This is a genomic window from Pseudomonas sp. SAS7 (assembly GCF_052112345.1).
GTDB classification, from domain to species: domain Bacteria; phylum Pseudomonadota; class Gammaproteobacteria; order Pseudomonadales; family Pseudomonadaceae; genus Aquipseudomonas; species Aquipseudomonas putida_Q.
In genome coordinates this window covers 182,659-206,763 of record NZ_JBEGGO010000008.1, presented here as the reverse complement: position 1 = coordinate 206,763, position 24,105 = coordinate 182,659, and the positions used below count along the sequence as shown (strand labels likewise).

19 protein-coding genes are annotated in these 24,105 nt (G+C 63.3%); 7 read left to right on the top strand and 12 right to left on the bottom strand.

What is annotated here, in order from left to right; translation table 11 throughout:
- Positions 1-132 precede the first annotated feature (132 nt).
- The 3 genes from ABI582_RS15045 to ABI582_RS15035 form a co-directional block, all read right to left on the bottom strand.
- Entirely contained in the window at positions 133-1,374 is a 1,242-nt protein-coding gene (locus ABI582_RS15045) for a lipoprotein-releasing ABC transporter permease subunit (RefSeq protein ID WP_442119565.1), read from the bottom strand.
- 61 nt (positions 1,375-1,435) lie between these two features.
- Positions 1,436-2,119: a lipoprotein-releasing ABC transporter ATP-binding protein LolD gene (gene lolD / locus ABI582_RS15040; protein ID WP_169725112.1), complete on the bottom strand. Its 684-nt coding sequence runs from the start codon at positions 2,117-2,119 to the stop codon at positions 1,436-1,438.
- A gap of 7 nt (positions 2,120-2,126) precedes the next feature.
- Complete coding sequence (locus ABI582_RS15035) at positions 2,127-3,377, bottom strand: lipoprotein-releasing ABC transporter permease subunit (RefSeq protein ID WP_016500727.1); 1,251 nt, start codon at positions 3,375-3,377, stop codon at positions 2,127-2,129.
- Positions 3,378-3,470: 93 nt separating this feature from the next.
- Between ABI582_RS15035 and ABI582_RS15030 the strand changes: the two genes are divergently transcribed.
- Complete coding sequence (locus ABI582_RS15030) at positions 3,471-4,055, top strand: PilZ domain-containing protein (protein WP_041167812.1); 585 nt, start codon at positions 3,471-3,473, stop codon at positions 4,053-4,055.
- Positions 4,056-4,086: 31 nt separating this feature from the next.
- A complete protein-coding gene (locus ABI582_RS15025) occupies positions 4,087-4,803 on the top strand; it encodes a glycerophosphodiester phosphodiesterase (RefSeq protein WP_016500730.1) in 717 nt (238 codons plus the stop codon).
- 48 nt (positions 4,804-4,851) lie between these two features.
- Here ABI582_RS15025 and sthA read toward each other — a convergent pair whose 3' ends face one another.
- The 3 genes from sthA to ABI582_RS15010 form a co-directional block, all read right to left on the bottom strand.
- Entirely contained in the window at positions 4,852-6,246 is a 1,395-nt protein-coding gene (gene sthA, locus ABI582_RS15020) for a Si-specific NAD(P)(+) transhydrogenase (RefSeq protein ID WP_442119564.1), read from the bottom strand.
- A 203-nt stretch (positions 6,247-6,449) separates the two neighbouring features.
- The gene (locus ABI582_RS15015) at positions 6,450-7,448 is read right to left on the bottom strand and encodes an FAD:protein FMN transferase (protein ID WP_442119563.1); all 999 of its coding nucleotides are present in this window, start codon (positions 7,446-7,448) and stop codon (positions 6,450-6,452) included.
- Between the two features lie 196 nt (positions 7,449-7,644).
- Positions 7,645-9,108, bottom strand: coding sequence for a glyceraldehyde-3-phosphate dehydrogenase (locus ABI582_RS15010; protein ID WP_442119562.1), 1,464 nt, complete (start codon positions 9,106-9,108; stop codon positions 7,645-7,647).
- Between the two features lie 167 nt (positions 9,109-9,275).
- Between ABI582_RS15010 and mfd the strand changes: the two genes are divergently transcribed.
- Genes mfd through ABI582_RS14995 form a run of 3 tightly spaced genes read left to right on the top strand, consistent with a single transcriptional unit; the run spans position 9,276 to position 16,629 of the window.
- Positions 9,276-12,725 (top strand): transcription-repair coupling factor, encoded by a 3,450-nt coding sequence (mfd, locus tag ABI582_RS15005; protein ID WP_442119561.1) that lies wholly within the window; start codon positions 9,276-9,278, stop codon positions 12,723-12,725.
- Between the two features lie 9 nt (positions 12,726-12,734).
- On the top strand, positions 12,735-13,307 hold the full coding sequence (locus ABI582_RS15000) for a CsiV family protein (RefSeq protein ID WP_063425188.1): 573 nt from the start codon (positions 12,735-12,737) through the stop codon (positions 13,305-13,307).
- A gap of 4 nt (positions 13,308-13,311) precedes the next feature.
- On the top strand, positions 13,312-16,629 hold the full coding sequence (locus ABI582_RS14995) for a DEAD/DEAH box helicase (RefSeq protein ID WP_442119560.1): 3,318 nt from the start codon (positions 13,312-13,314) through the stop codon (positions 16,627-16,629).
- Positions 16,630-16,825: 196 nt separating this feature from the next.
- Here the strand turns inward: ABI582_RS14995 and nagZ are convergent, their stop codons facing one another.
- Genes nagZ through ABI582_RS14980 form a run of 3 tightly spaced genes read right to left on the bottom strand, consistent with a single transcriptional unit; the run spans position 16,826 to position 19,119 of the window.
- On the bottom strand, positions 16,826-17,824 hold the full coding sequence (gene nagZ, locus ABI582_RS14990; RefSeq protein WP_197899347.1) for a beta-N-acetylhexosaminidase: 999 nt from the start codon (positions 17,822-17,824) through the stop codon (positions 16,826-16,828).
- Between the two features lie 22 nt (positions 17,825-17,846).
- Positions 17,847-18,371 carry a L,D-transpeptidase family protein gene (locus ABI582_RS14985; RefSeq protein ID WP_442119559.1) on the bottom strand — a complete coding sequence of 175 codons (525 nt, stop codon included), beginning with the start codon at positions 18,369-18,371 and terminating at the stop codon, positions 17,847-17,849.
- Positions 18,372-18,411: 40 nt separating this feature from the next.
- Entirely contained in the window at positions 18,412-19,119 is a 708-nt protein-coding gene (locus ABI582_RS14980) for a TetR/AcrR family transcriptional regulator (protein WP_016500739.1), read from the bottom strand.
- A gap of 215 nt (positions 19,120-19,334) precedes the next feature.
- On the opposite strand from ABI582_RS14980, the gene lexA reads away from it, so the two are divergent.
- Both lexA and sulA read left to right on the top strand, forming a co-directional pair.
- Positions 19,335-19,943, top strand: coding sequence for a transcriptional repressor LexA (gene lexA, locus ABI582_RS14975; RefSeq protein ID WP_016500740.1), 609 nt, complete (start codon positions 19,335-19,337; stop codon positions 19,941-19,943).
- 13 nt (positions 19,944-19,956) lie between these two features.
- Positions 19,957-20,433: an SOS-induced cell division inhibitor SulA gene (gene sulA, locus ABI582_RS14970; protein ID WP_063425182.1), complete on the top strand. Its 477-nt coding sequence runs from the start codon at positions 19,957-19,959 to the stop codon at positions 20,431-20,433.
- A gap of 50 nt (positions 20,434-20,483) precedes the next feature.
- Here the strand turns inward: sulA and ABI582_RS14965 are convergent, their stop codons facing one another.
- The 3 genes from ABI582_RS14965 to topA all read right to left on the bottom strand — a co-directional run bounded on the left by ABI582_RS14965 (position 20,484) and on the right by topA (position 24,065).
- Complete coding sequence (locus tag ABI582_RS14965; protein WP_003248777.1) at positions 20,484-20,717, bottom strand: hypothetical protein; 234 nt, start codon at positions 20,715-20,717, stop codon at positions 20,484-20,486.
- A 50-nt stretch (positions 20,718-20,767) separates the two neighbouring features.
- The gene (locus ABI582_RS14960; protein WP_442119558.1) at positions 20,768-21,283 is read right to left on the bottom strand and encodes a DUF6586 family protein; all 516 of its coding nucleotides are present in this window, start codon (positions 21,281-21,283) and stop codon (positions 20,768-20,770) included.
- A gap of 172 nt (positions 21,284-21,455) precedes the next feature.
- On the bottom strand, positions 21,456-24,065 hold the full coding sequence (gene topA / locus ABI582_RS14955) for a type I DNA topoisomerase (protein ID WP_442119557.1): 2,610 nt from the start codon (positions 24,063-24,065) through the stop codon (positions 21,456-21,458).
- Positions 24,066-24,105 lie beyond the last annotated feature (40 nt).

The following is a 24,105-nucleotide window of genomic DNA, read 5'->3' as shown; positions in this document are numbered from 1 at the left end:
TGCTTCGCAGCCCATCGCGACACAAGGCCGCTCCTACAAGAAACCGCGTATTCGCCGACGGACACTATCCATGTAGGAGCGGCCTTGTGTCGCGAAAGGGGCGCAAAGCGCCCCCAGTGCCTCAGGCCAACATCAAACCGCCAGGCCAATCGCCGGCTGCACCTGCGACGCCCGATAAGCCGGGTAAATGGTCGCCAGGAAGCTCATCACCAACCCGGCCGTGCAGATCATCACCACATCGCCCCACTGCAATTGCGACGGCAAGCTGCTGACGAAGTACACGTCCGACGTAAAGATGTGCTGCCCGCTCACCCGCTCCAGCCAACCCACGATCTGGCTGACATTGAACGCTGCAATCACGCCCAGCACGCCGCCGATCAACGTCCCGACCACACCAATCAGGCTACCCTGGACCATGAACGTGCCCATGATCTGCGCGGGCGTGGCACCCAAGGTACGCAGAATGGCAATGTCCGGCCCCTTGTCGTTCACCACCATCACCAAGGTGGCAATGATGTTGAATGCCGCCACGGCGATGATCATCATCAGCAGCAGGCCGATCATGGTCTTTTCCATCTTCATGGCGCTGAACAGGCTGCCCTGGGTGTGCGACCAGTCATCGGCGCGGTAGGCGTCACCCAGCCCGGCCGCAATCGCCTTTGACACCTGCGGCGCGGCATACAGGTCCTGCAGTTTCAGGCGCACGCCCTGCACCTGGCCCGGTGCCCAGCGTTGCATCTCGCCGGCATCGGCCACGTGGATATAGGCCTGCGAACCATCCAGCTCGGCGCCGACCTTGAAGATGCCGACCACCGTCAGGCGCTGCATGCGCGGGGTGATACCACCCGGCTCCTTGCTGATTTCCGGCACGATCAGGGTCAGTTTGTCGCCGGTGTTCAGGCGGAAGCGCCGCGCGGTCAATTCACCGATGACCACACCAAACTCACCCGGCTGCAGGTCCTGCAGGCGGCCCTGGACAATGTGCTGACCAACGATCGAGACTTTGCCCTCTTCGGCCGGGTCGATACCGCCCACCTGGATCGGCTGCATCGCACCCTTGTACGAGAGCATGCCCTCCATTTCGGTAATCGGCGCAGCCGCCATCACCGCCGGGTTCCGCAGGGCTGCGTCGGCCACCTTGTGCCAGTCGTCCAGCGGCTGCACTCCGAGGATGGCGGCATGCGGTACCAGGCCGAGAATGCGCGAGCTCATTTCGCGCTGGAAGCCGTTCATCACCGACAGCACCACGATCATCGCCAGCACGCCCAGCGACAGGCCGATCATCGAGGTCATCGAGATGAACGAGATGAAGTGGTTGCGGCGCTTGGCTCGGGTGTAGCGCGCGCCGATGAAGATGGGCAAGGGTCTGAACATGTACGAAATCACCCAATGAAAACAGGAAAACGGGGCGGCACCTGCCACCCCGAGCAGTCGATCAGATCGCCACCAGGTGGCCGTCGTCGAGCTTCAATACACGGTCCATCTGCCGCGCCAGGTTGAGGTCGTGGGTCACCACCAGGAACGCCGTGCGCGACGAGCTGGACAGCTCCTGCATCAGTTCCTGGATACCTTGGGCGGTATGGTGGTCGAGGTTGCCGGTAGGCTCGTCGAGCATCACCAGGCCGGGGCGGTTGACCAGTGCCCGGGCAATCGCCACACGCTGGCGCTCACCACCAGACAGCTCGGCCGGCTTGTGGCTCAAGCGGTGACCCAGGCCCACACGCTTGAGCAGCGCTTCGGCACGCTCCCGGGCCTCGGGGATGGGCGTGCGGCCGATCAGCAGCGGCATGCACACGTTCTCGATGGCGGTGAATTCCGGCAACAGGTGGTGGAACTGGTAGACAAAGCCCAGCTCACGGTTGCGCAGCAGGCCACGGGCACGTTCACCCAGCGCCGACAGCTCTTCGCCAGCCAGCCAGACACTGCCTTGGGTCGGCCGATCAAGGCCGCCCAGCAGGTTGAGCAAGGTACTCTTGCCCGAGCCGGAGCTACCGACAATGGCCACCCGCTCACCGGCATGCAGCTCAAGGTTGAGCCCGGACAGCACCTTCACCGATTCCGGGCCTTCGTCGTAAGACTTGCCCAGGTTGCGGCAACTCAGAACGGCTTTATCACTCATGCGCGACTCACTCATAACGTAGCGCCTCTGCAGGCTGGGTGCGGGCCGCACGCCAGGCCGGGTACAGGGTGGCGAAGAAACTCAGGACCAGCGCCGCACCGCAGACCATGTATACGTCCTGGGACTGGATCTGCGACGGCAGGTAATCGATGAAGTACACGTCGGCATTGAGGAACTTGTGCCCGATCAGCTTCTCGATGCCTGCAATGGCTGCGCTCACGTTCAGCGCGGCAACGATCCCGACCACGGCGCCGATCAGGGTACCGATCACCCCGATCACCGTGCCCTGGACCATGAAGATGAGCATGATCTGCCCGGGCGTGGCGCCCAGCGTGCGCAAGATGGCAATGTCGCCGCGCTTGTCGTTGACCACCATCACCAGGGTGGAAATGATGTTGAACGCCGCCACCGCCACGATCAGCAGCAACAGCAGGCCGATCATGGCCTTTTCCATGCGGATGGCCTGGTACAGGTTGCCGTGGGTGCGGGTCCAGTCACGGCTGTAGAACTCCTGGTCGCCCAGCTGTTGGGCGATGCTCCAGGCCACGCGTGGCGCCTGGAACAGGTCGTCGAACTTCAGGCGCAAGCCCTGCACCTGGTCGGGCTTCCAGCGGTGCAGGCGGGAAAGGTCGCTGATGTTGGTCAGCCCCAGGTAACCGTCGATCTCGCCCGCGCCCACGTGGAAGGTGCCAACCACGGTGAAGCGCTTCATGCGCGGGAACATGCCGGCCGGCGTCACGCTGACCTCGGGGGCGACGAAGGTGAGTTTGTCGCCGATGGCCACACCCAGCTTGGCCGCAGCCTTGTCGCCGATCATGATGCCCCACTCACCCGGCGCCAACTGGTCGAGGCGGCCTTGCAGGACAAAGTTGTCGATGATCGACACCTCACGCTCGCGGGCCGGGTCGATGCCGTTGAGCAGCACCTTCTGCACCTTGCCGTCATGGGTCAGAAGGCCCTGCATCTGGGTGAACGGCGCAACCGCCACCACCTGCGGATTCTGCTTTACTTGTTGGGCAAGGGCAGGCCAGTCGGCAATGGGCTGGCCGCTCTCCAGCGTGGCATGGGGGATCATGCCCAGCACGCGGGTGCGCATCTCGTGGTCGAAACCGTTCATCACCGACAGCACCACGATCATCACCACCACGCCCAGGGCGAGGCCGATCATCGAGGTCAGGGAAATGAACGAGACGAAGTGATTACGGCGTTTGGCACGGGTATAACGCGTGCCTATGAATGCGAAAAGAGGTCTGAACATGTCGGGGCTTGTTCGGATGAAAGGGAACGTCCTTGTGGCGAGGCGCCTACGGCGGCTTTACACTCGGACCACCGCCGCTACCTTGGGTTCGCCATGACGACATTAGACGAAGAAGATCGCCGCGAATACTACCGCATCGAAGATCGGATCGCACTTCAAATCAGCCCCCTCAGCGCGGCCGAAGCCCTTGAGCCAGATGTATTGCAAGATGATTCTCCGCTGTTCAACCTGCTCAGCGAGTTGCACTTGTCCGACTTCGAGTCGCAGCACCTGCTGCGTCAGTTGAGCGACAAGGACCGCACCCTGGCGGCCTTCCTGCGGGCACAGAACAAACGCCTCGACCTGCTTAGCGCAGTCGTTGCCCAGACCCTGCTCGGCGAAGTAGGCCAGCCTCTGCCGGTGGTCCTTTCCGAAGGCGGTATCGAATTCGCGCAGGCGACGCACATTGCCCCGGGCACCCGGGTGAAAGTGAAGATGGTGCTGATGCCGCGCGCCCATGGCTTGCTGCTGCGCGGCAAGGTCACCCATTGCGACCCCTGCCCCGAGGGCGGCTTCGAGGTCGGCACCGAGTTCATCGACATGACCGACGCCCAGCGCCAACTGCTGGCTCGCTACATCCTGCAGCGCCAGCAACAACAACGGCGCCAGCAGCTGGAACAGAACGATCCCGCCTCATGACCCTGTTTTTCTCTGATTTGAAGGAACGAACGTGACCCTGATCTACGGCCATCGCGGCGCCAAGGGCGAAGCGCCCGAGAATACCCTGCACAGCTTCCGCCAGTGCCTGTCCCACGGCGTCACCCGCTGCGAGCTGGACCTGCACCTGTCGGCCGACAACGAGCTGATGGTGATCCACGATCCAACCCTCAAGCGCACCACCGGCCGACGCGGCAAGGTGGTCGATCACCCTGCCGCCGACCTGGTGAAGATCGATGCGCGCAACGGCGGCCCAGGCCATGTGCAGCCCTGCCCTATCCCGAAACTGGAAGAGCTGTTCGAGAAATGCCCGTTCGAGCACTGGCAACTGGAAGTGAAAAGCGCTTCGCGCACCCGCGCCGCCACTACCGTGCTGGCGATTCGCGAACTGGCCCAGCAGTACGGCCTGCTGGACAAGGTCACCATCACCTCCAGCTCACGCGAAGTGCTGGGCGCGGCCGTGGAGTTGGTGCCGGACGTGAAACGCGGGCTGGTCGCCGAGTACGCCTGGCTCGACCCACTGAAGGTGGCACAGAACTACGGTTGCGAGCTGCTGGCATTGAACTGGACGCTGTGCACCCCCGAGCGCCTGCTGAAAGCACAGGGCCAGGGTTTGCACGTGTCGGTGTGGACGGTCAACGAACCGGCACTGATGCGCCGGCTCGCTGACTTTGGCGTGGACAGCCTGATTACAGACTTTCCCGGTTTGGCCAAGACCACCCTCGGGTAGGGTTGAAATCGGTCTCTCCGACCGGCTCAGGCCACCGGTCGGAGCCGCTCAAAAAAGCCGGTTCAGGCCGTCGTAGGCAGCTACCCGGTAGGCTTCGGCCATGGTCGGGTAGTTGAACGTGGTGTTGACGAAGTACTTCAGGTTGTTCAGCTCACCCGGCTGATTCATGATCGCCTGGCCAATGTGGACGATTTCCGAAGCCTGGTAGCCGAAGCAGTGCACGCCGAGGATTTCCAGGGTTTCACGGTGGAACAGAATCTTCAGCATGCCCTGCGGCTCGCCGGCGATCTGCGCACGCGCCATGCTCTTGAAGAAGGCCTTGCCCACTTCGTACGGCACCTTGGACTGGGTCAGTTCCTGCTCGTTCTTGCCGATCGAGCTGATTTCCGGAATGGTGTAGATACCGGTCGGTACGTCATTGACGAAGCGCCAGCTGCCATTGTCGACGATGCTGCCCGCCGCAGAGCGCCCCTGGTCGTGCGCAGCACTGGCCAGGCTCGGCCAGCCGATCACGTCACCGGCGCCGTAGATGTTCGGCACGGTGGTGCGGTAAGCCTGGTCAACCTCGATCTGGCCACGGCTGTTGACCTTGATGCCGATGTTTTCCAGGCCCAGCTTGTCGGTGTTGCCGGTACGGCCGTTGCACCACAGCAAGGCGTCGGCCTTGATCTTCTTGCCCGATTTCAGGTGCAGGATCACCCCGTTGTCCAGGCCTTCGACGCGCTCATACTCTTCGTTGTGGCGCACGGTGATGTTGTTGTTGCTGAAGTGGTAGCTCAATGCCTGGGAAATTTCCGAATCCAGGAAGCTCAACAACTGGCCACGGTTGTCCACCAGCTCTACCAGCACGCCCAGGCCGCTGAAGATCGACGCGTATTCGCAACCGATCACGCCAGCGCCGTACACGATCAGCTTGCGCGGGGTGTGGCTGAGGCTGAGGATGGTGTCGCTGTCGTAGACGCGCGGGTGGTGGAAGTCGATGTCGGCCGGGCGGTACGGGCGCGAGCCGGTGGCAATGATGATGTGCTTGGCGTTGAGCTTTTCCACCACACCGTTCGGGCACACCACTTCAACGGTTTGCTCGTCGGCGAAGCTGCCGGTGCCGAAGAACACATCGACACGGTTGCGGGCGTAGTAGCCGGTGCGCGATGCCACTTGCTTGGAAATCACCTTCTCGGCGCTTTTCAGCACGTCCGGGAACGAGAACCAGCGCGGCTCACCGATCGCCCGGAACATCGGGTTGGTGTTGAACTGCATGATCTGCCGCACCGAGTGACGCAGTGCCTTGGACGGGATGGTACCCAGGTGCGTGCAGTTGCCACCGACTTGGCGACGGTCATCGACCATCGCTACCTTGCGCCCTGCTTTGGCGGCGTTCATTGCCGCGCCTTCACCGGCCGGGCCAGAACCCAGCACCACTACGTCGTAGTTGTAGACAGCCATGCGTACTCCTTCAGAACTGCCCGCAAGCCACGGTCGCTCGCGGGGCGCGATCATGCCGCCGGGGCGTCATGAGAAAATTCGGGTGCAGTCTAATCAAGCGTGAACGCCGCGCACATTAACCCTTGGTCGCGTCGTAGGCCAATTTTGCCCGCACTACATATGCTTCACCCATTCCTTGGCGGCAATCATCCCTGCCTGCGCTTTCAATCGCCTTTCACTGCCCGTTCGAATGCGGGCGTAGCTCGAGAGACGAAGCCACCCTCGGCCCGAGTCACCAACACCGCGGCCAAGCCATGCGCCACGGCATAATCCCAGCCACGCTCAGGGCCAAGGATCAGCAGCAGTGTCGAGTAGCCGTCGGCCTGCAACGCCGAGACATCCAGCACGGTGGCTGCGGCCAGGTCGTGCTGCACAGGGTGCCCGAGGCGGGCATCGAAGGTGTGCGAATAGCGCCGGCCATTCTCCTCGAAATAGTGCCGATAGTCACCCGAGGTTGAGACTGAAAGGCCATTGACCGCAATGATCTGCCGGGCGATCTGACGGTCTTCGCGGGGCAATTCCAGGGCGATGCGCCAGGGGGTGCCGTCGGGCTTGCGGCCAACCGCCTTCAGCTCGCCGGTAGCTTCGGCGACAAAGCTGGCTACGCCCATCGCCTGCAAGCGTGCAGCAATCAGGTCGACAGCATGGCCGGCGGCGATGCTGTTGAAGTCGAGCTGCACCGGGGCATCCTTGCACAGGGCGTGGCCTTCGACATGCAAGTGCCGATAGCCCACGCGCTGACGAACCTGGGCCAGTGCTTGCGGGTCGGGCACCTGCTCGTGGCGGGCCTGGGGGCCGAAGCCCCAGAGGTCGAGCAAGGGCTCGACGGTGAGGTCGAAGGCGCCATCACTTTGCTCGGCCAGGTGCTGGCCGAGGGCAACCAGTTCGAGCATGTCGGGCGGCAGGGCCAGGCACTGGTTGGCGGGCAGCTGGTTGAAACGGCTGACGGTGGAGTCGCTGCGGTAGGTCGAATAGTGCCGGTCGATGTCGCCAAGGATGGTTTCGACCGCCGCCTGTACCTGGGCCGGCGCCGGGCCACCGGGCTCGCGCACGTATTGGATGCTGTAGCTGCTGCCCATGGTCGGGCCGCCCAGGCGCTCCAGGGTGGGGCCCTGGTTGCAGGCGGTGAGCAGTAGGAGGATGAACAGTAAGGCTGTGCGCAAGGTTCGGGCTCTCGGTTGCCTGTGCCGGCCTCTTCGCGGGTAAACCCGCTCCCACAGGGATACCACAGCTCTTGAGGGAGGCGATAATCCTGTGGGAGCGGGTTTACCCGCGAAGAGGCCAGTGCAGGCAACACAAATTCTGAATAAAAAAACGGGAACCCGAAGGTTCCCGTTTTTTCATTGCCTTACAAGCGAATCAGCGTGGAAACGCTGGCGGGTTCACACCGGCCATGTCTTCCATCACGCGAACCACCTGGCAGCTGTAACCGAATTCGTTGTCGTACCAGACGTACAGGACAACGCGGTTGTCGTTGGCGATGGTGGCTTCTGCGTCAACCACACCGGCGTGGCGCGAGCCAACGAAGTCGGTCGAGACCACTTCCTGCGAGCTGACGTAGTCGATCTGCTTGTGCAGTTCCGAGTGCATGGCCGTCTGGCGCAGGTACTCGTTGATTTCGTCGCGGTTGGTGGCCTTTTCCAGGTTCAGGTTCAGGATGGCCATCGAAACGTTCGGCGTCGGTACGCGAATGGCGTTGCCGGTCAGCTTGCCCTTCAGCACTGGCAGCGCCTTGGCAGCTGCAGTGGCGGCGCCGGTTTCGGTGATGACCATGTTCAGCGGCGCGGCACGACCACGGCGGCTGCCCTTGTGGAAGTTGTCGATCAGGTTCTGGTCGTTGGTGAACGAGTGAACGGTTTCGACGTGGCCGTTGACGATGCCGTACTTGTCGTTGACCGCCTTGAGCACCGGCACGATGGCGTTGGTGGTGCAAGAGGCCGCCGAGATGATCTTGTCATCAGCAGCGATGTCACCGTGGTTGATGCCGTGCACGATGTTCTTCAGCGCGCCCTTGCCAGGTGCGGTGAGGATCACGCGGGCAGCGCCCGGGCAAGCCAGGTGCTGGCCCAGGCCGTCGGCATCACGCCATACGCCGGTGTTGTCGACGATCAGCGCGTTGTCGATGCCGTACTGGGTGTAGTCGACTTCGCTCGGGCTCTTGGCGTAGATAACCTGGATCAGGTTGCCGTTGGCGGTGATGGTGTTGTTGGCTTCGTCGATGGTGATGGTGCCATCGAACGGGCCGTGCACCGAGTCACGGCGCAGCAGGCTGGCACGCTTGACCAGGTCGTTCTCGGCGCCTTTGCGCACGACGATGGCGCGCAGGCGCAGGCCGTCGCCACCACCGGTCTTCTCGATCAGGATGCGCGCCAGCAGGCGGCCGATGCGGCCGAAGCCGTACAGGACAACGTCGGTGCCTTTGCGCGCCGAAGCGTTCTGCTGGCCAACCACGTCGGCCAGCTCTTCACGGACGAACTGCTCGGCAGTGCGGCCATTGCCTTCCTGCTTGAACTTGTTGGCCAGCTTGCCCAGGTCGACCGAAGCGGCGCCCAGTTTCAGCTCGCTCATGGCCTTGAGCAGGGGGAATGTCTCGTGGACGGACAGTTCGGTTTCGTCGGTTTGACGATGACGCGCAAAGCGGTGCGCCTTGAGGATCGAGATAACCGAACGGTTGATCAGGCTACGGCCATAAATCGAGCTCACCACGTTGTTGTTGCGGTAGAGCTGACCGATAAGCGGGATCATCGCTTCAGCCAGAGCTTCACGATCAATCCACTCACCAAGACACTGGTCGGGCTTCTGAGTCACGGGAACCTTCCACATGTAGGGACAGAAAAAAGGGGCTACATTATGACGCCCCGACGCGGAACCGGCAATGAGCGCCTGTCGTAGCGATGCAAGCCAGCGTTCACGCCCTTTCGAGCCTGACAGCCGGCACGCTCACCGGTACAATCGGTGTCTTTGCCGCAACGCTTGGAGTGCAATCTCCCGTGTCAGTTCTGCGCCTACCGCACATGTCGGCCACGGCCGGCAAACAAACCTGGGGTAACCTGCCCGGTGCCGCCCTCAGCCTTGCCATCGCCGAGGCTGCCAGCAACGCTGGCCGCTTCACCCTGCTGCTGACCACCGACAGCCAGGCCGCCGACCGTCTGGAGCAGGAGCTGCGCTTCTTCGCCCCCGACCTGCCAGTGCTGCCGTTCCCCGACTGGGAAACCCTGCCCTACGACCTGTTCTCGCCCCACCAGGACATCATTTCCCAGCGCATCGCCAGCCTGTACCGCCTGCCGGAGCTGAGCCACGGCATCCTTGTAGTGCCGGTCACCACCGCCCTGCACCGCCTGGCGCCCACGCGCTTTTTGCTGGGCAGCAGCCTGGTGCTGGACGTGGGCCAGACCATAGACGTGGAACAGATGCGCACGCGCCTTGAAGCCAGTGGCTATCGTTGCGTCGACACCGTCTACGAGCATGGCGAGTTCGCCGTGCGCGGCGCACTGATCGACCTGTACCCGATGGGCAGCAAGCTGCCCTACCGCATCGACCTGTTCGACGACGAGATCGAGACACTGCGCACCTTCGACCCCGAGACCCAGCGTTCGATCGACAAGGTGGATTCGGTGCGCCTGCTGCCGGCACGCGAATTTCCGATGCAGAAAGAGGAAGTGACCCGCTTCAAAGCACGCTTCCGTGAACGCTTCGACGTCGACTTCCGCCGCAGCGCAATCTTCCAAGACCTGGCCAGCGGCATCATCCCTGCGGGCATCGAGTACTACCTGCCGTTGTTCTTCGAAGAAACCTCCACCCTGTTCGACTACCTGCCGGCCGACACCCAGGTGTTTTCGCTGCCCGGTGTGGAACAGGCCGCCGAACACTTCTGGAACGACGTGCGTGGCCGTTATGAAGACCGCCGCGGCGACCTCAGCCGCCCGCTGCTGCCGCCCGCCGAGCTGTTCATGCCGGTGGAAGACTGCTTCGCCCGGCTCAAGCAATGGCCGCGGGTGGTGGTCAGCAGCGAGGACATCGAACCGGGCGTGGGTCGCGAGCGCTTCCCGGCCCGCGCCCTGCCCAACCTGGCCATCGAGGCCAAGGCCAACCAGCCGCTGGCCGAACTGGCCAACTTCCTCGACCAGTTCCCCGGCCGCGTGCTGTTCACCGCCGAATCGGCCGGCCGCCGCGAAGTGCTGCTGGAGTTGCTGGAGCGGCTGAAACTGCGCCCGCACACCGTCGACGGCTGGGCCGACTTCATCACCGGGAGCGAGCGCCTGGCAATCACCATTGCCCCGCTGGATGACGGCTTGCTGCTGGACGACCCAGGCCTGGCCCTGGTCGCGGAAAGCCCGTTGTTCGGCCAGCGAGTGATGCAGCGCCGCCGCCGCGACAAGCGCGGCGAAACCGCCAATGACGCGGTCATCAAGAACCTCACCGAGCTGCGCGAAGGCGCGCCAGTGGTGCACATCGACCATGGCGTGGGCCGCTACCTGGGCCTGGCCACCCTGGAGATCGACGGCCAGGCTGCCGAGTTCCTCACCCTGGAATACGCCGAGAACGCCAAGCTGTACGTGCCGGTGGCCAACCTGCACCTGATTGCCCGCTACACCGGCAGCGACGATGCCCTGGCACCGTTGCACCGGCTGGGCTCCGAGGCCTGGCAGAAAGCCAAGCGCAAGGCCGCCGAACAGGTGCGCGACGTGGCCGCCGAACTGCTCGACATCTATGCCCGCCGCGCCGCGCGCAAGGGTTATGCGTTTGCCGACCCGTCCGCCGACTACGCCACCTTCAGCGCCGGCTTCCCGTTCGAAGAAACCCCGGACCAGCAAACCGCCATCGAGGCGGTGCGGGCCGACATGCTGGCGCCCAAGCCGATGGACCGCCTGGTGTGCGGCGACGTCGGCTTCGGCAAGACCGAAGTGGCCATGCGCGCGGCGTTCATCGCCGTGCACAGTGGCCGCCAGGTAGCCGTGCTGGTGCCCACTACCCTGCTCGCCCAGCAACACTACAACAGCTTCCGCGACCGCTTTGCCGACTGGCCGGTGACCGTGGAGGTGATGAGCCGCTTCAAGTCTGCCAAAGAGGTGGCCGCCGCCGCCGCCGACCTGGCCGAAGGCAAGATCGACATCCTCATCGGCACCCACAAGCTGCTGCAGGACGATGTGCGTTTCAAGGACCTGGGCCTGGCCATCATCGACGAAGAGCACCGCTTTGGCGTGCGCCAGAAGGAGCAGCTGAAGGCCCTGCGCAGCGAGGTCGACATCCTCACCCTGACCGCCACGCCGATTCCGCGCACGCTGAACATGGCAGTGGCTGGTATGCGCGACCTATCGATCATCGCCACGCCGCCGGCGCGCCGCCTGTCGGTGCGCACCTTTGTCATGGAGCAGAACAAGAGCACGGTCAAGGAGGCGCTGCTGCGTGAGCTGCTGCGCGGTGGCCAGGTGTACTACCTGCACAACGATGTGAAAACCATCGAAAAATGCGCCGCCGACCTTGCCGAACTGGTGCCCGAGGCACGTATCGGCATCGGCCACGGGCAAATGCGCGAGCGCGAGCTGGAACAGGTGATGAGCGATTTCTACCACAAGCGCTTCAACGTGCTGGTGGCGTCGACCATCATCGAAACCGGCATTGACGTGCCCAGCGCCAACACCATCGTCATCGAGCGCGCCGACAAGTTCGGCCTGGCCCAGCTGCACCAGCTGCGTGGCCGGGTCGGCCGTAGCCACCACCAGGCCTACGCCTACCTGCTCACCCCAACCCGGCAAAAGGTCAGCGCCGACGCCGAAAAACGCCTGGAGGCCATCGCCAACACCCAGGACCTGGGCGCCGGCTTCGTGCTGGCCACCAACGACCTGGAAATCCGCGGTGCCGGCGAGCTGCTGGGCGAAGGCCAGAGCGGGCAGATCCAGGCGGTGGGCTTCACCCTGTACATGGAAATGCTCGAGCGCGCGGTCAAGGCGATCCGCAAGGGTACCCAGCCAAATCTGGAGCAGCCGCTGGGCGGCGGCCCGGAGATCAACCTGCGCCTGCCAGCGCTGATCCCCGAGAGCTACCTGCCCGACGTGCATGCGCGGCTGATCCTGTACAAGCGCATTGCCTCGGCCGCTGACGAAGAAGGCCTCAAAGACCTGCAAGTGGAAATGATCGACCGCTTCGGCCTGCTGCCAGAGCCGACCAAGAACCTGATGCGCCTGACCTCGCTCAAGCTGCACGCAGAAAAGCTCGGCATCAAGAAAGTCGATGCCGGCCCCAATGGCGGCAAGCTGGAGTTCGAGGCCGAAACCCCGGTCGACCCGCTGACCCTGATCAAGCTGATCCAGGGCCAGCCCAAACGCTACAAGTTCGAAGGCGCCACCCAGTTCCGCTTCCTGGTGCCGATGGAACGCCCCGACGAACGCTTCAATACCCTGGAGGCGCTGTTCGAGCGCCTGACACCACAGCCTGCCTAAGGAAGATCCATGCGTGCCATCCGTTGCCTGACCCTGCTGCTGGCGCTGTTCGCGCCAGCCGCCTTCGCCGAAGGCCTGTATCAGGTAGAAATGATTCTGGTGCGGCAGAACAGCGTGCCTGCCTTCACCAGCCCGTTTGCCCCGGAAGACTGGAGCGCCGGCGCCCCACGCCTGGCGAAGGACGCCGAGCGCCGCCTGGCGCTGGAAGACGAAGCCACCCGCCTGGAAGCCACTGCCGACTACACCGTATTGATGCACAAGGCCTGGCAGCAGCAGGTGGGCAGCGAACCCAGCCGCATCGCCCTGGGTGAAGGCACCGAACAGTTCGGCCACTTCCCCATCGAAGGCAACCTGAGCATCGCTGAAGGCCGCTTTATCGCGGTCGAGGCCAACTTCTGGGTCAACCAGCTGGACGGCAACGGCAGCGTCCTGCAAAGCGAGCAGTTCAAGCAGAGCAACAGCAACGTCAAGGGCGGCCAGCTGACCTTCCTCGACGGCGGTCACCTAGCGGTGCTGTTGAAGGTGACACCACCGGGTACGCCGAAAATGCCGGTGATGGACCCGGAGATGATGGAGCAGTAATCCGATGAAGCAAGATGCCGCCGAGATGGTGAACGCTTATCCGAACTGGACCCAATCGTTCAGCAAAGCTGCCCTGCAACGCGGTGAGCGCTATGCCGAGGAAGGCAGGGTCGAACTGGAAGGCTTCTATGGGCCGACCATCACGGCCAATTGCCAAGGGAGTGGCGACAACCACTATCGGCAAAGCATCGAGTTGCACGTAGCCGGCGGCCGTTGCCATGTGCACGGTGAATGCGATTGCCCTGTAGGGCAAAACTGCAAGCATTGCGCCGCTGCACTGTTCTGCATAAGCGACCCTTGGTCCAATCATGAGGCCACGCAAGCCGACCCGGCAACGTTGTCCGCCGAACTGCAGCACTGGTTGAGCGGCCTGGAGCAGGCCCCGCCCAAGCCCAACGCAACCGAAGACAAACGCGGACGCATGGTGTGCTACCAGCTCGATCTCACCGATGATACCGGCTGCGCCCTGCTGGTGCGCAAGGGCACGCGAACCGAGGACGGCATACGCTTCAGCCGCGTCCAGTCACTTTACGACTTTCTCTACGAGCCACCGCGCTTCGTGACGGAAGAAGACACCCGCATTTTGCGCCTGCTCTCGGCCCTGAACCAGGGTGGCGGCCAGGACCGCGGCTATAAACTGAAGGGCCAGGAAGGTGGCGAGTTGTTCCAGCGCGCACTCGAAACCGGGCGCATGTTTTACGATGTCGGCTTCCCACCGCTTCATCAAGGCCCGGTGCGCCATGCCGAGTTTCGCTGGGTACGCCTGGACAACGGAAACTACCGGGGACTGTGGTACAGCGGCGAAGAAATGCTGCGCTGCGTCATCCCGCTGCTGCCACTTTACTACTTCGATCTGCTGACCAGTGAAGTGGGCAAGGTCGAGCACAGCCTGGATCCGCATGTCGCCGTGCAGCTGACTATTGCCCCCGATGTACCCGAGCACCTGGTCGTACCCCTCAGCCATAAGCTCAATGCCCTCAGCCACAAGGTGCCGACGCCGACGCCAGTGCAGGAACAGTTGCTCGATCACATCCAGCCCAAGCCCCTTCTTGCGCTCGGCAGCCTCGAATACACCGCCTACATGCCGAAAACCGGTCGCATGCAACGGCAAATGCAACATCGCGCCGCATTGGCATTCGCCTATGACGGTTTGCAGGCCAGCGGCACCGACGAGAAACCGCTGACCCGACTGGCGGGCAGCACTAGCCAGCGAATTCGCCGACAGCCGCAAGCCGAGCTGGCCCTGCGCAAGGCGTTACGCGACCTGGGCTTCAAACCCGCCACTCGGCAGAGCAAGGCCCTGCCCGACAGTGCCGGCGAAATGTATCAGTTGCCCGACGACGAAGCCTGGCTGCGCTTTGCACGCCAAGGCCTGCCGCAGCTGCGCGAAGCCGGCTGGGACATCGACATACACCGCGACTTCGCCTTCAACCTGCAGGAAGTGGACGACTGGTATGCGAGCATCGACGAGGCACCCGGCCATGAATGGTTCGACCTGGAGCTGGGCATTGTGGTCGATGGCCAGCGCCACAGCCTGCTGCCAATCGTGCTGCAACTGCTGCGCAGCAGCCCCGAACTGCTGCGCCCCAACGAATTGGCCCGGCGCAGTGACGATGAACACCTGCTGATCGACCTCAACCGCGGCCGCCTGGATGCCCCTGCGTTGCGCGTCGCCCTGCCCTACGGCCGCATCAAGGCCGTGATGGGCACCCTGGGTGAGCTGTACCTGCACGAAGACACAGCGGGCCCGGCGCTGCGCATGGAACGCGCCGACGCCGCGCGCCTCAACGAAATCGAAGGCCTGCCCCTGCACTGGGAAGGTGGCCAGCACGTGCGCGACCTGGGCCGCCGCCTGCGTGATGCCCGCGACCTGCAAGTGGCCCCACCCGCCGGGCTGCAGGCCAGCTTGCGCCCCTATCAGCAGCAGGGCCTGAACTGGCTGCAGGCACTGCGGGAGATGGGCACCGGGGGCATCCTCGGTGACGACATGGGCCTGGGCAAGACCCTGCAGGCCCTGGCACACCTGCTGCTGGAGAAAGAGTCCGGGCGCCTGGAAGCACCAGCCCTGGCGGTCATGCCCACCAGCCTGATACCCAACTGGCTGGACGAAGCCCAGCGCTTTGCCCCCGACCTGCGCGTGCTGGCACTGCATGGGCCGGGTCGCAGCAAGCATTTTGCCAAGCTGCATGAATACGACCTGGTCCTGACCACCTATGCCCTGGCGCCACGCGACCTCGAACACCTGCGCGCCCAGGCCTGGCATGTGCTGGTACTGGACGAGGCACAGAACATCAAGAGCAGCACCAGCAAGGCCGCCCTCGCCGTCTGCGAGCTACAGGCCGGCCAGCGCCTGTGCCTGACCGGCACGCCGATGGAAAACAACCTGGGCGAGCTGTGGTCGATCTTCCACTTCCTCATGCCCGGCTGGCTGGGCGATGTCAAACGCTTCAACCAGGACTACCGCACCCCGATCGAACGCCATGGCGACGCCGAGCGGCTGGGCCATCTGGTCACGCGCATCCGCCCGTTCCTGCTGCGCCGCACCAAGGAGCAGGTGGCCACCGAGTTGCCGGCCAAGACCGAGATGGTGCACTGGGTCGAGCTCAGCGACGCCCAGCGCGATACCTACGAGGCGGTGCGGGTGGCCATGGACAAGAAAGTCCGCGACGAGATCGCCCGCAATGGTGCCGCACGCAGCCAGATCGTCATCCTCGACGCGCTGCTCAAACTGCGCCAGGTGTGCTGCGACCTGCGCCTGGTAAAAGGGGTAGAAAGCAAAGGCAACCAGGCCGACAAGGGCAAGCTGGGCGCACTGCTGGAAATGCTCGATGAGCTGCTCAGCGAAGGGCGGCGGGTACTGCTGTTCTCGCAGTTCACCTCGATGCTGGCTCTGATCCAGCAAGAGCTGGAGAAACGCAAGATCCGCTACAGCCTGCTGACTGGTGACACGCGGGACCGGCGCACGCCAGTGCAGCAGTTCCAGCAGGGTGACAGCGAAGTGTTCCTGATCAGCCTCAAGGCCGGTGGGGTGGGTTTGAACCTGACGGCCGCGGACACGGTGATCCACTTCGACCCCTGGTGGAACCCGGCCAGCGAAAACCAGGCCACCGACCGCGCGTACCGCATTGGCCAGGACAAGCCGGTGTTCGTGTTCAAGCTGATTACCCGGGGTACGGTGGAAGAGAAGATCCAGTTGTTGCAGCAGGAAAAAGCGGCGCTGGCGGCCAGCTTGCTGGATGGCGGGCAGGCCGGGCAATGGCGCATGGGCGATGAAGAAATCGAGGCACTGTTTGCGCCTTTGCCAGGCAAGCGCGGGCGGTAATTCAGCATGTTGTACTGCCTGTACTGGCCTCTTCGCGGGTAAACCCGCTCCCACAAGGACCGCACCGCTGCCGAGGGCTACGCAGTACCTGTGGGAGCGGGTTCACCCGCGAAGAGGCCAGCACAGGCACAACACCGACCTCAAAACCGGAATCGTACCTGTGGGAGCGGGCATGCCCGCGAAGAGGCCGGCGCAGTCAATCAACCAGCTGAGCGTCCTTCAACGCCCCCAACGCCTCCAGCCAGCGCGGCTGCTGGCGATAATCGGTGCGCGCAAACCCTTGCCCGCGCATCCGCGCAATCCGCGGCGATGGCTTGACCTTCATACGCTGCGCCGCGCTCAGTGCCAGTTCCGCTGCAGCCCGGTCATTGCACACCAGGCCCATGTCACAACCCGCGCTCAACGCCGCCTCGATACGGCTGGCCGCATCACCCACCACATGTGCACCGGCCATCGACAGGTCATCACTGAAGATCACCCCGTCAAAGCCCAGTTCACCGCGCAGGATGTCCTGCAGCCAACGCCGGGAGAAACCGGCTGGCTGGTTGTCGACCTGCGGGTAGATGACATGCGCCGGCATCACCGCCGCCAGCTGCCCGCTCAGGCGCGAAAATGGCACCAGGTCGGCCTGGCGCAATTGCTCAAGGCTGCGCTCATCGGTAGGAATGGCCACATGCGAGTCAGCCTCGGCCCAGCCATGCCCCGGGAAGTGCTTGCCACAGGCGGCCATGCCCGCGGCGTTCATACCGCGAATGAACGCCCCCGCCAGTTGCGTGGCACGCAGCGGGTCACCCTCGAAGGCACGGCTGCCGACCACGGCGCTACGCTGGTGGTCCAGGTCAAGCACCGGGGCAAAGCTGAGGTCCAGGCCAACCGCCAGCACCTCGGTCGCCATCAGCCAACCGCACTGCTCCGCCAGGTATTCGGCGTTGTCATTGTCGGCCAGCGCACGCATGGCCGGCAGGCGCACGAAACCCTGACGCAGGCGCTGCACGCGACCACCCTCCTGGTCCACCGCCAGAATCAGGTCGGGGCGGATGGCACGGATCGACGCGCACAGCTCACGCACCTGACGTGGGCTGTCGATGTTGCGGGCAAAGATGATCAGGCCGGCCACTTCGGGTTGGCGCAGCAAGTGACGGTCTTCGGCGGTCAGCCATTTACCGGCGATATCCACCATCAGGGAGCCTTGCAGGCTGACGGTCATAGGTAATCCTTCATTGCAGAACGAGAGAAGCCCAATCAGGGCATGCGGCCTCTGCGACCTGCACCGGGCAATGCACCCCGATACGGTCGAACAGGCCAAGCAAGTCAGTGTTGCGCAGGCGTATGCAGCCATGGGACAGCGCTACTCCCATGGGTTCCGTATCCGGGGTGCCGTGCAGGTAGATAAAGCGGCGGAAGGTGTCGACCGCGCCCAGGCGATTGACGCCAGGTTCGCAGCCGCTGAGCCAGAGGATGCGAGTCAGTATCCAGTCGCGGCCGGGGTATTGCGCGTGCAACGCCGGCGACCACACCTCACCCGTCCAGCGCCGCCCGGCCAGCACCGCATTAAGCGGCAGGCCCGCGCCGATCTTCGCCCGCACCTGGTGCAAGCCACGCGGCGTACAGCCCGAGCCATTGCGCTCGCCGGCACCGTTGCGCGCCGTGGAAACCGGCAGGCGCACGAGCAGCTGGTCACGGGCAAAGCCGTACAGGCATTGGTCGGCAAGGGAAATGTGCAGTAGATCGAGATCGGGCATGGGCGCTAGCTTAGCCGAAGCGCCCTGCCCCGCCCAGCCTTCAGGCCTTGGCGGTGATAGCGGTAGTCTTGCTGCGTGGTCGCAGCTGCGCCGTGGCCATGGCCTCGTCGGTGACGCCGCTGTCGGCACGCATGCCTGCGGCCAGGAACGGCACCATCAGGCGCATCACCTGCTCGATCGAGGTGTTGATGCCAAAGTCGGTCTCGGCAATTGCCCGCAGCGCCTTGATACCGGACATGCTGAAGGCGGCGGCACCCAGCATGAAGTGCACGCGCCAGAACAGTTCCAGAGGCGGAATACGAGGCGCGGCCTCGTTGACCAGCAGCATGTAGCGGCGGAACACTTTGCCGTACATGTCTTCCAGGTAACGCCGCAGGTGGCCCTGGCTCTGGCTGAAGGCCAAGCCCAGCAGGCGCATGAAGATCGACAGGTCGTTATTGCTGCGAGGCTGCACGGCCAACGCCTGTTCCACCAGCATCTCCAGCAATTCTTCGAGGCTGGGCTTGTGCTCCGGTTTGGCCTGGCGCCGCTCCAGCTCGCGCTCGAGGCTGGCGCAGAACGGCCCGAGGAAGCGCGAGAACACGGCCTGGATAAGTGCCTTCTTGGAGCCGAAGTGATAGTTGACCGCCGCCAGGTTGACCCCGGCCTTGCTGGTGATCAGCCGCAACGAGGTCTCAGCGAACCCCCTTTCCGCGAACAGCTGCTCGGCAGCATCGAGAATGCGTTCAACGGTTTCCGATTGGGCCATGACTACTCCGCGTGCTCCGCCAGACAAACAGGTGTTTGAAACATACGTTTCAGGCCTGCTTCTGTCAAGGCTCGGTGACCGGGCGGTCGCCATTAAAAAGCGCCAGGCTGCGGGCTGCAAGCGCCACCGCTCAGGTTTATTGCGCCATTTGGCTTGCAGCGCATCCAGTACTGTATATAATCCCAGTCACTGTACAAAAAGACAGAGCGCTCACCATGTTGAAACTGACGCCACGCCAAGCCGAAATTCTCGCGTTCATCAAGCGCTGCCTGGAAGACAACGGCTTCCCGCCGACACGCGCCGAGATCGCTCAGGAGCTGGGCTTCAAGTCGCCCAACGCCGCCGAGGAGCACCTCAAGGCCCTCGCCCGCAAGGGCGCGATCGAGATGACCCCGGGCGCCTCCCGCGGCATCCGCATTCCTGGCCTGGATACCAAGGCAGAAGAAAGCGGCTTGCCGATCATCGGTAGGGTTGCTGCCGGTGCGCCAATCCTTGCCGAACAGCACATTGAGCAATCCTGCAATATCAACCCTGCCTTCTTCCACCCCCAGGCCGACTATTTGCTGCGCGTCCACGGCATGAGCATGAAGGACGTCGGCATCTTCGACGGCGACCTGCTGGCGGTGCACACCTGCCGCGAAGCCCGCAACGGTCAGATAGTCGTGGCCCGCATCGGTGACGAAGTGACCGTCAAGCGCTTCAAGCGCGAAGGCAGCAAAGTCTGGCTGCTTGCCGAAAACCCCGAATTCGCCCCCATCGAAGTCGACCTGAAAGATCAGGAACTGGTGATTGAGGGCTTGAGCGTCGGCGTCATTCGCCGCTGATCCAGGAGGCGTCATGCAGCAGTTCATTCACGCACCCGAGCAAGCCCAGTTGCCCCTGTTCGAAGCATTTCTCGCCCAGCCCGTACTACCGGGCCTGAAAGCCAGCGAACTGGCGCGCAAGAGCAACCAGCCAGAACTGTTCAGCGAATTGTCGCTGCGCGGCGCCCCCGGGCACTGCCAAAGCCTGCTGGCACCGGTACTGCGCGAGTTGAGCGAAGAGGACGAGGCCCGCTGGCTGACCCTGATCGCCCCGCCGTCGAGCCTGACCCAGGCCTGGCTGCGCGATGCAGGCCTCAACCGTGAACGCATCCTGCTGCTGCAGCCTCGCGGCAACCAAACCCCGCTGCAACTGGCCTGCGAAGCCTTGCGCCTGGGCCTCAGCCACACCGTGGTCAGCTGGCTGGGCAACGTCAACGCCACTGCACGCCAGCAATTGCTGCGCGCTGCCAGTGTCGGAAACGCACAAAGCCTGAACATCCGCCTCGGCTGATGTTCAGGCTTTGCCTGTCATTTGAAAAAACCTGATGCCCTGCTGCACCTTCAGTGCAGCACGCGCGGCCCTTCATCACGCTCAAGCTCGCCATCCATCAGGCGACCAGCCATCTGCACGCCAACACTGAGCATGGCCTTGGCCACTTCTACATGCTGGCCCTGCAGGAACACTTTGGCGTCTTCCGAGAAATCCAGGGTTACCAGAGAGCCCTCATCCTCGGCGCGACGCAGTTCGATGCGGCCATCAGGCAACTCGACAATTTCCAGAAAAGACGTAGACATAAATGGCAGTTCTCCGCGAAAGGCCAGCATTGTACCAGCCGTAACGGCTATCAGCACTCACTCAACGCGTCGCGGAAACGTCTCACCAAGCCCTTGAGGTTGTTGCGCCAGCTTTCCAGCTCGCCACGCGACAGCGCAGCAGGCTCGGGCTCATCGAGATTGACAGCCTGGATCAGTGGCTGTGTGACGTCGGTTTTCGGCGCTTTCCTGGCGACCGGTGGTCGGAACAAATCGGCATAAGCACTGAGCATTTGCGCCAGCCAGGTTTCACGCTGGTGGGCCAGCTCAAGCAGCTCGGCCACTTCTGGTATGGCGATGCCATTGAGCGCATCGTCGGCCAGCGCCTGCTCGACCGTGGCGACAACCGGCAGTCGGTAGAAAACTCCGATTTCATGGCATAGGCCCAGCAGCGCGCCATACAGGTGGAACAGCGCCGACTCGCGCTCAGCCTGAACCAGGCCTTGGGCGTTCATGGCCTGGCTTTGTTCAGCCTTGGCCATGGACTCGAGGGCGAGGCCGGCGAAGAACAGTTTCTGGTTGGTGCGGGTGTAGGTTTCCTGGGCCATTTCTGGGCCCTCCCATCAGGCTGCAAGGCGAATACATGCATCATAAATGATTGGGGCCGCTTTGCGCCCCTTCGCGGCACAAGGCCGCTCCTACAAGAGAACGCGATTCCTTGTAGAAGCGGCCTTGTGCCGCGAAGGGGCGCGCAGCGGCCCCAATTACAACGCTGTCAGATCAGCGCTTGTCTTCAACCTTCCAGGCATTGCCGTCGTAGAAGGCCTTCCAGCCGGTCGGCTTGCCATCGACCTCGGACTGCACGTACTGCTCCTTGGTCTTGCGGCTGTAGCGGATCACCGTCGGGCGGCCATCCGGGTCTTTCTGCGGCGCATCGCACAGGAAGTGGTACTTCGGATCGATCTCGTGCTTATGCGGCACGATTTCCATCACCAGCGGCGCACGGGTTTCGCGGTTTTTCGGGAACTGGCTGGCGGCCAGGAACAACCCCGAAGCGCCGTCACGCAGCACGTAAGTGTCGTCGACCTTCTCGCACTTGAGCTCCGGCATGTCCACCTTGTCCATCTTCGGTGGGGCTGCCTCGCCGCTCTTGAGCAGCTTGCGGGTGTTCTTGCAGGCTGGATTGGTGCAGCCGAAGAACTTGCCAAAACGGCCGGTCTTCAACTGCATCTCGCTACCACACTTGTCGCACTCCAGGCTCGGCCCTTCGTAACCCTTGATGCGGTAGCTGCCCTCTTCGATCTCGTAGCCAACGCAATCGGGGTTGTTGCCGCAAATGTGCAGCTTGTGCTTCTCGTCCAGCAGGTAGGCGTCCATCGCCGTGGCGCAGATCGGGCAACGGTGCTTGCCCAGCAGCACGCGGGATTCCGATTCACCCTCGTCATCAGCGGCAATCTCATCACCCGGCACCAGGTTGACGGTGGCCTTGCAGCGCTCTTTTGGCGGCAGGCTGTAACCCGAGCAACCCAGGAACACACCGGTGGAAGCGGTGCGGATCATCATCGGCCGGCCACATTCCTTGCACGGAATGTTGGTCATGGTCGGCTGGTTGGCGCGCATGCCGCCTTCGCTGGACTCGGCCGTCTGCAGCTTCTTGCTGAAGTCGCCGTAGAACTCGTCGAGCACGTTCTTCCAGTCACGCTCGCCCTGGGCCACGTCGTCGAGGTTCTCCTCCATGTCGGCGGTAAAACCGTAGTCCATCAGGTTGGAGAAGCTTTCCGACAGGCGCTCGGTAACGATGTCGCCCATCTTCTCGGAATAGAAGCGGCGGTTGTGCAGGGTCACATAGCCACGGTCCTGGATGGTCGAGATGATCGCCGCATAGGTCGACGGGCGACCAATACCGCGCTTTTCCATTTCCTTGACCAGGCTGGCTTCGGTGAAGCGCGCCGGTGGTTTGGTGAAGTGCTGGCTCGGGTCGATCTGAATCAGCTTCAGTGCTTCGCCCTGGACCATCTCGGGCAGCACGTCGTCTTCGCCCGGCTTGCTCTGTTGCGGCAACACACGGGTATAACCGTCGAACTTGAGAATACGGCCCTTGGCACGCAGCTCGAAGTCGCCAGCAGCCACGGTGACGCTGGTGGACAGGTACTGCGCCGGCGGCATCTGGCAGGCCAGGAACTGGCGCCAGATCAGCTCGTACAGGCGCTCGGCGTCGCGCTCCATGCCACTGAGCTTGGTCGGGTGGGTATTCACATCGGAAGGACGAATCGCTTCGTGCGCCTCCTGAGCCCCTTCCTTGCTGCCGTATACCAGCGGCGCCTCCGGCAGGTACTGCTTGCCGAACTCGCGCTCGATGTAGCTGCGCGCCATGTCCAGGGCGTCGACCGACAGGTTGGTCGAGTCGGTACGCATGTAAGTGATGTAGCCAGCTTCGTACAAGCGCTGGGCCATCATCATGGTCTTCTTCACCCCGAAGCCCAGGCGGTTACTGGCTGCCTGCTGCAAGGTGGAGGTAATGAACGGCGCCGACGGCTTGCTGCTGGTCGGGCGGTCTTCACGCTTGACCACGCTGTAGCTGGAAGCCTTGAGCTTCTCCAGCGCAGCCATGGCCTGGGCTTCGTTCAGCGGCTTGAAGGCCTCGCCCTTCTCGCGCGCCACCTCGAAACGCACCTTGGCGTTCTTGGCAGTACCGAGGTCGGCGTGGATCTCCCAGTACTCTTCCGGGATGAATGCGCGGATTTCACGCTCGCGCTCCACCACCAGCTTCACCGCGACCGACTGCACACGGCCAGCGGACAGGCCGCGGGCAATCTTGGCCCACAACAGCGGCGAAACCATGTAGCCGACCACACGGTCGAGGAAGCGCCGCGCCTGCTGGGCGTTGACCCGGTCGATGTCCAGCTCGCCCGGCTGCGAGAAGGCTTCCTGGATCGCCTTCTTGGTAATTTCGTTGAACACCACGCGCTTGTAGCGGGTGTCGTCACCACCGATGGCCTCGCGCAGGTGCCAGGCAATGGCTTCCCCTTCGCGATCCAAGTCGGTTGCGAGATAGATGGTGTCGGCATCCTTGGCCAGGCGACGCAGTTCTTCGATCACCTTTTCCTTGCCAGGCAGGATCTCGTACTTGGCCTTCCAGCCGTGATCCGGGTCAACGCCCATGCGGGCCACCAGCTGGCGGCGGGCCTTTTCTTTCGGCGACAGGGCCGGAGCCTCACCCGCGGCCTTGCCACGCTTGGCGGCTGGCTCTTTGCTTGCGCTGGCCGAACCGCTGGTGGGGAGGTCTCGGATATGGCCGATACTCGACTTCACCACGTACTGGTTGCCCAGGTACTTGTTGATGGTCTTGGCCTTGGCCGGGGATTCCACAATGACCAGCGATTTGCCCATGGATCGGAGTATTCCTGAATCTGAAAATGAAAAACGCGTC

Bases quoted from the DNA above. Each gene is read 5' to 3' on its own strand.
- ABI582_RS15045 (WP_442119565.1), bottom strand. From the start codon at position 1,374: ATGTTCAGACCCTTGCCCATCTTCATCGGCGCGCGCTACACCCGAGCC.
- lolD (WP_169725112.1), bottom strand. From the start codon at position 2,119: ATGAGTGATAAAGCCGTTCTGAGTTGCCGCAACCTGGGCAAGTCTTAC.
- ABI582_RS15035 (WP_016500727.1), bottom strand. From the start codon at position 3,377: ATGTTCAGACCTCTTTTCGCATTCATAGGCACGCGTTATACCCGTGCC.
- ABI582_RS15030 (WP_041167812.1), top strand. From the start codon at position 3,471: ATGACGACATTAGACGAAGAAGATCGCCGCGAATACTACCGCATCGAA.
- sthA (WP_442119564.1), bottom strand. From the start codon at position 6,246: ATGGCTGTCTACAACTACGACGTAGTGGTGCTGGGTTCTGGCCCGGCC.
- ABI582_RS15010 (WP_442119562.1), bottom strand. From the start codon at position 9,108: ATGTGGAAGGTTCCCGTGACTCAGAAGCCCGACCAGTGTCTTGGTGAG.
- ABI582_RS15000 (WP_063425188.1), top strand. From the start codon at position 12,735: ATGCGTGCCATCCGTTGCCTGACCCTGCTGCTGGCGCTGTTCGCGCCA.
- ABI582_RS14995 (WP_442119560.1), top strand. From the start codon at position 13,312: ATGAAGCAAGATGCCGCCGAGATGGTGAACGCTTATCCGAACTGGACC.
- ABI582_RS14985 (WP_442119559.1), bottom strand. From the start codon at position 18,371: ATGCCCGATCTCGATCTACTGCACATTTCCCTTGCCGACCAATGCCTG.
- ABI582_RS14980 (WP_016500739.1), bottom strand. From the start codon at position 19,119: ATGGCCCAATCGGAAACCGTTGAACGCATTCTCGATGCTGCCGAGCAG.
- lexA (WP_016500740.1), top strand. From the start codon at position 19,335: ATGTTGAAACTGACGCCACGCCAAGCCGAAATTCTCGCGTTCATCAAG.
- sulA (WP_063425182.1), top strand. From the start codon at position 19,957: ATGCAGCAGTTCATTCACGCACCCGAGCAAGCCCAGTTGCCCCTGTTC.
- ABI582_RS14965 (WP_003248777.1), bottom strand. From the start codon at position 20,717: ATGTCTACGTCTTTTCTGGAAATTGTCGAGTTGCCTGATGGCCGCATC.
- ABI582_RS14960 (WP_442119558.1), bottom strand. From the start codon at position 21,283: ATGGCCCAGGAAACCTACACCCGCACCAACCAGAAACTGTTCTTCGCC.
- topA (WP_442119557.1), bottom strand. From the start codon at position 24,065: ATGGGCAAATCGCTGGTCATTGTGGAATCCCCGGCCAAGGCCAAGACC.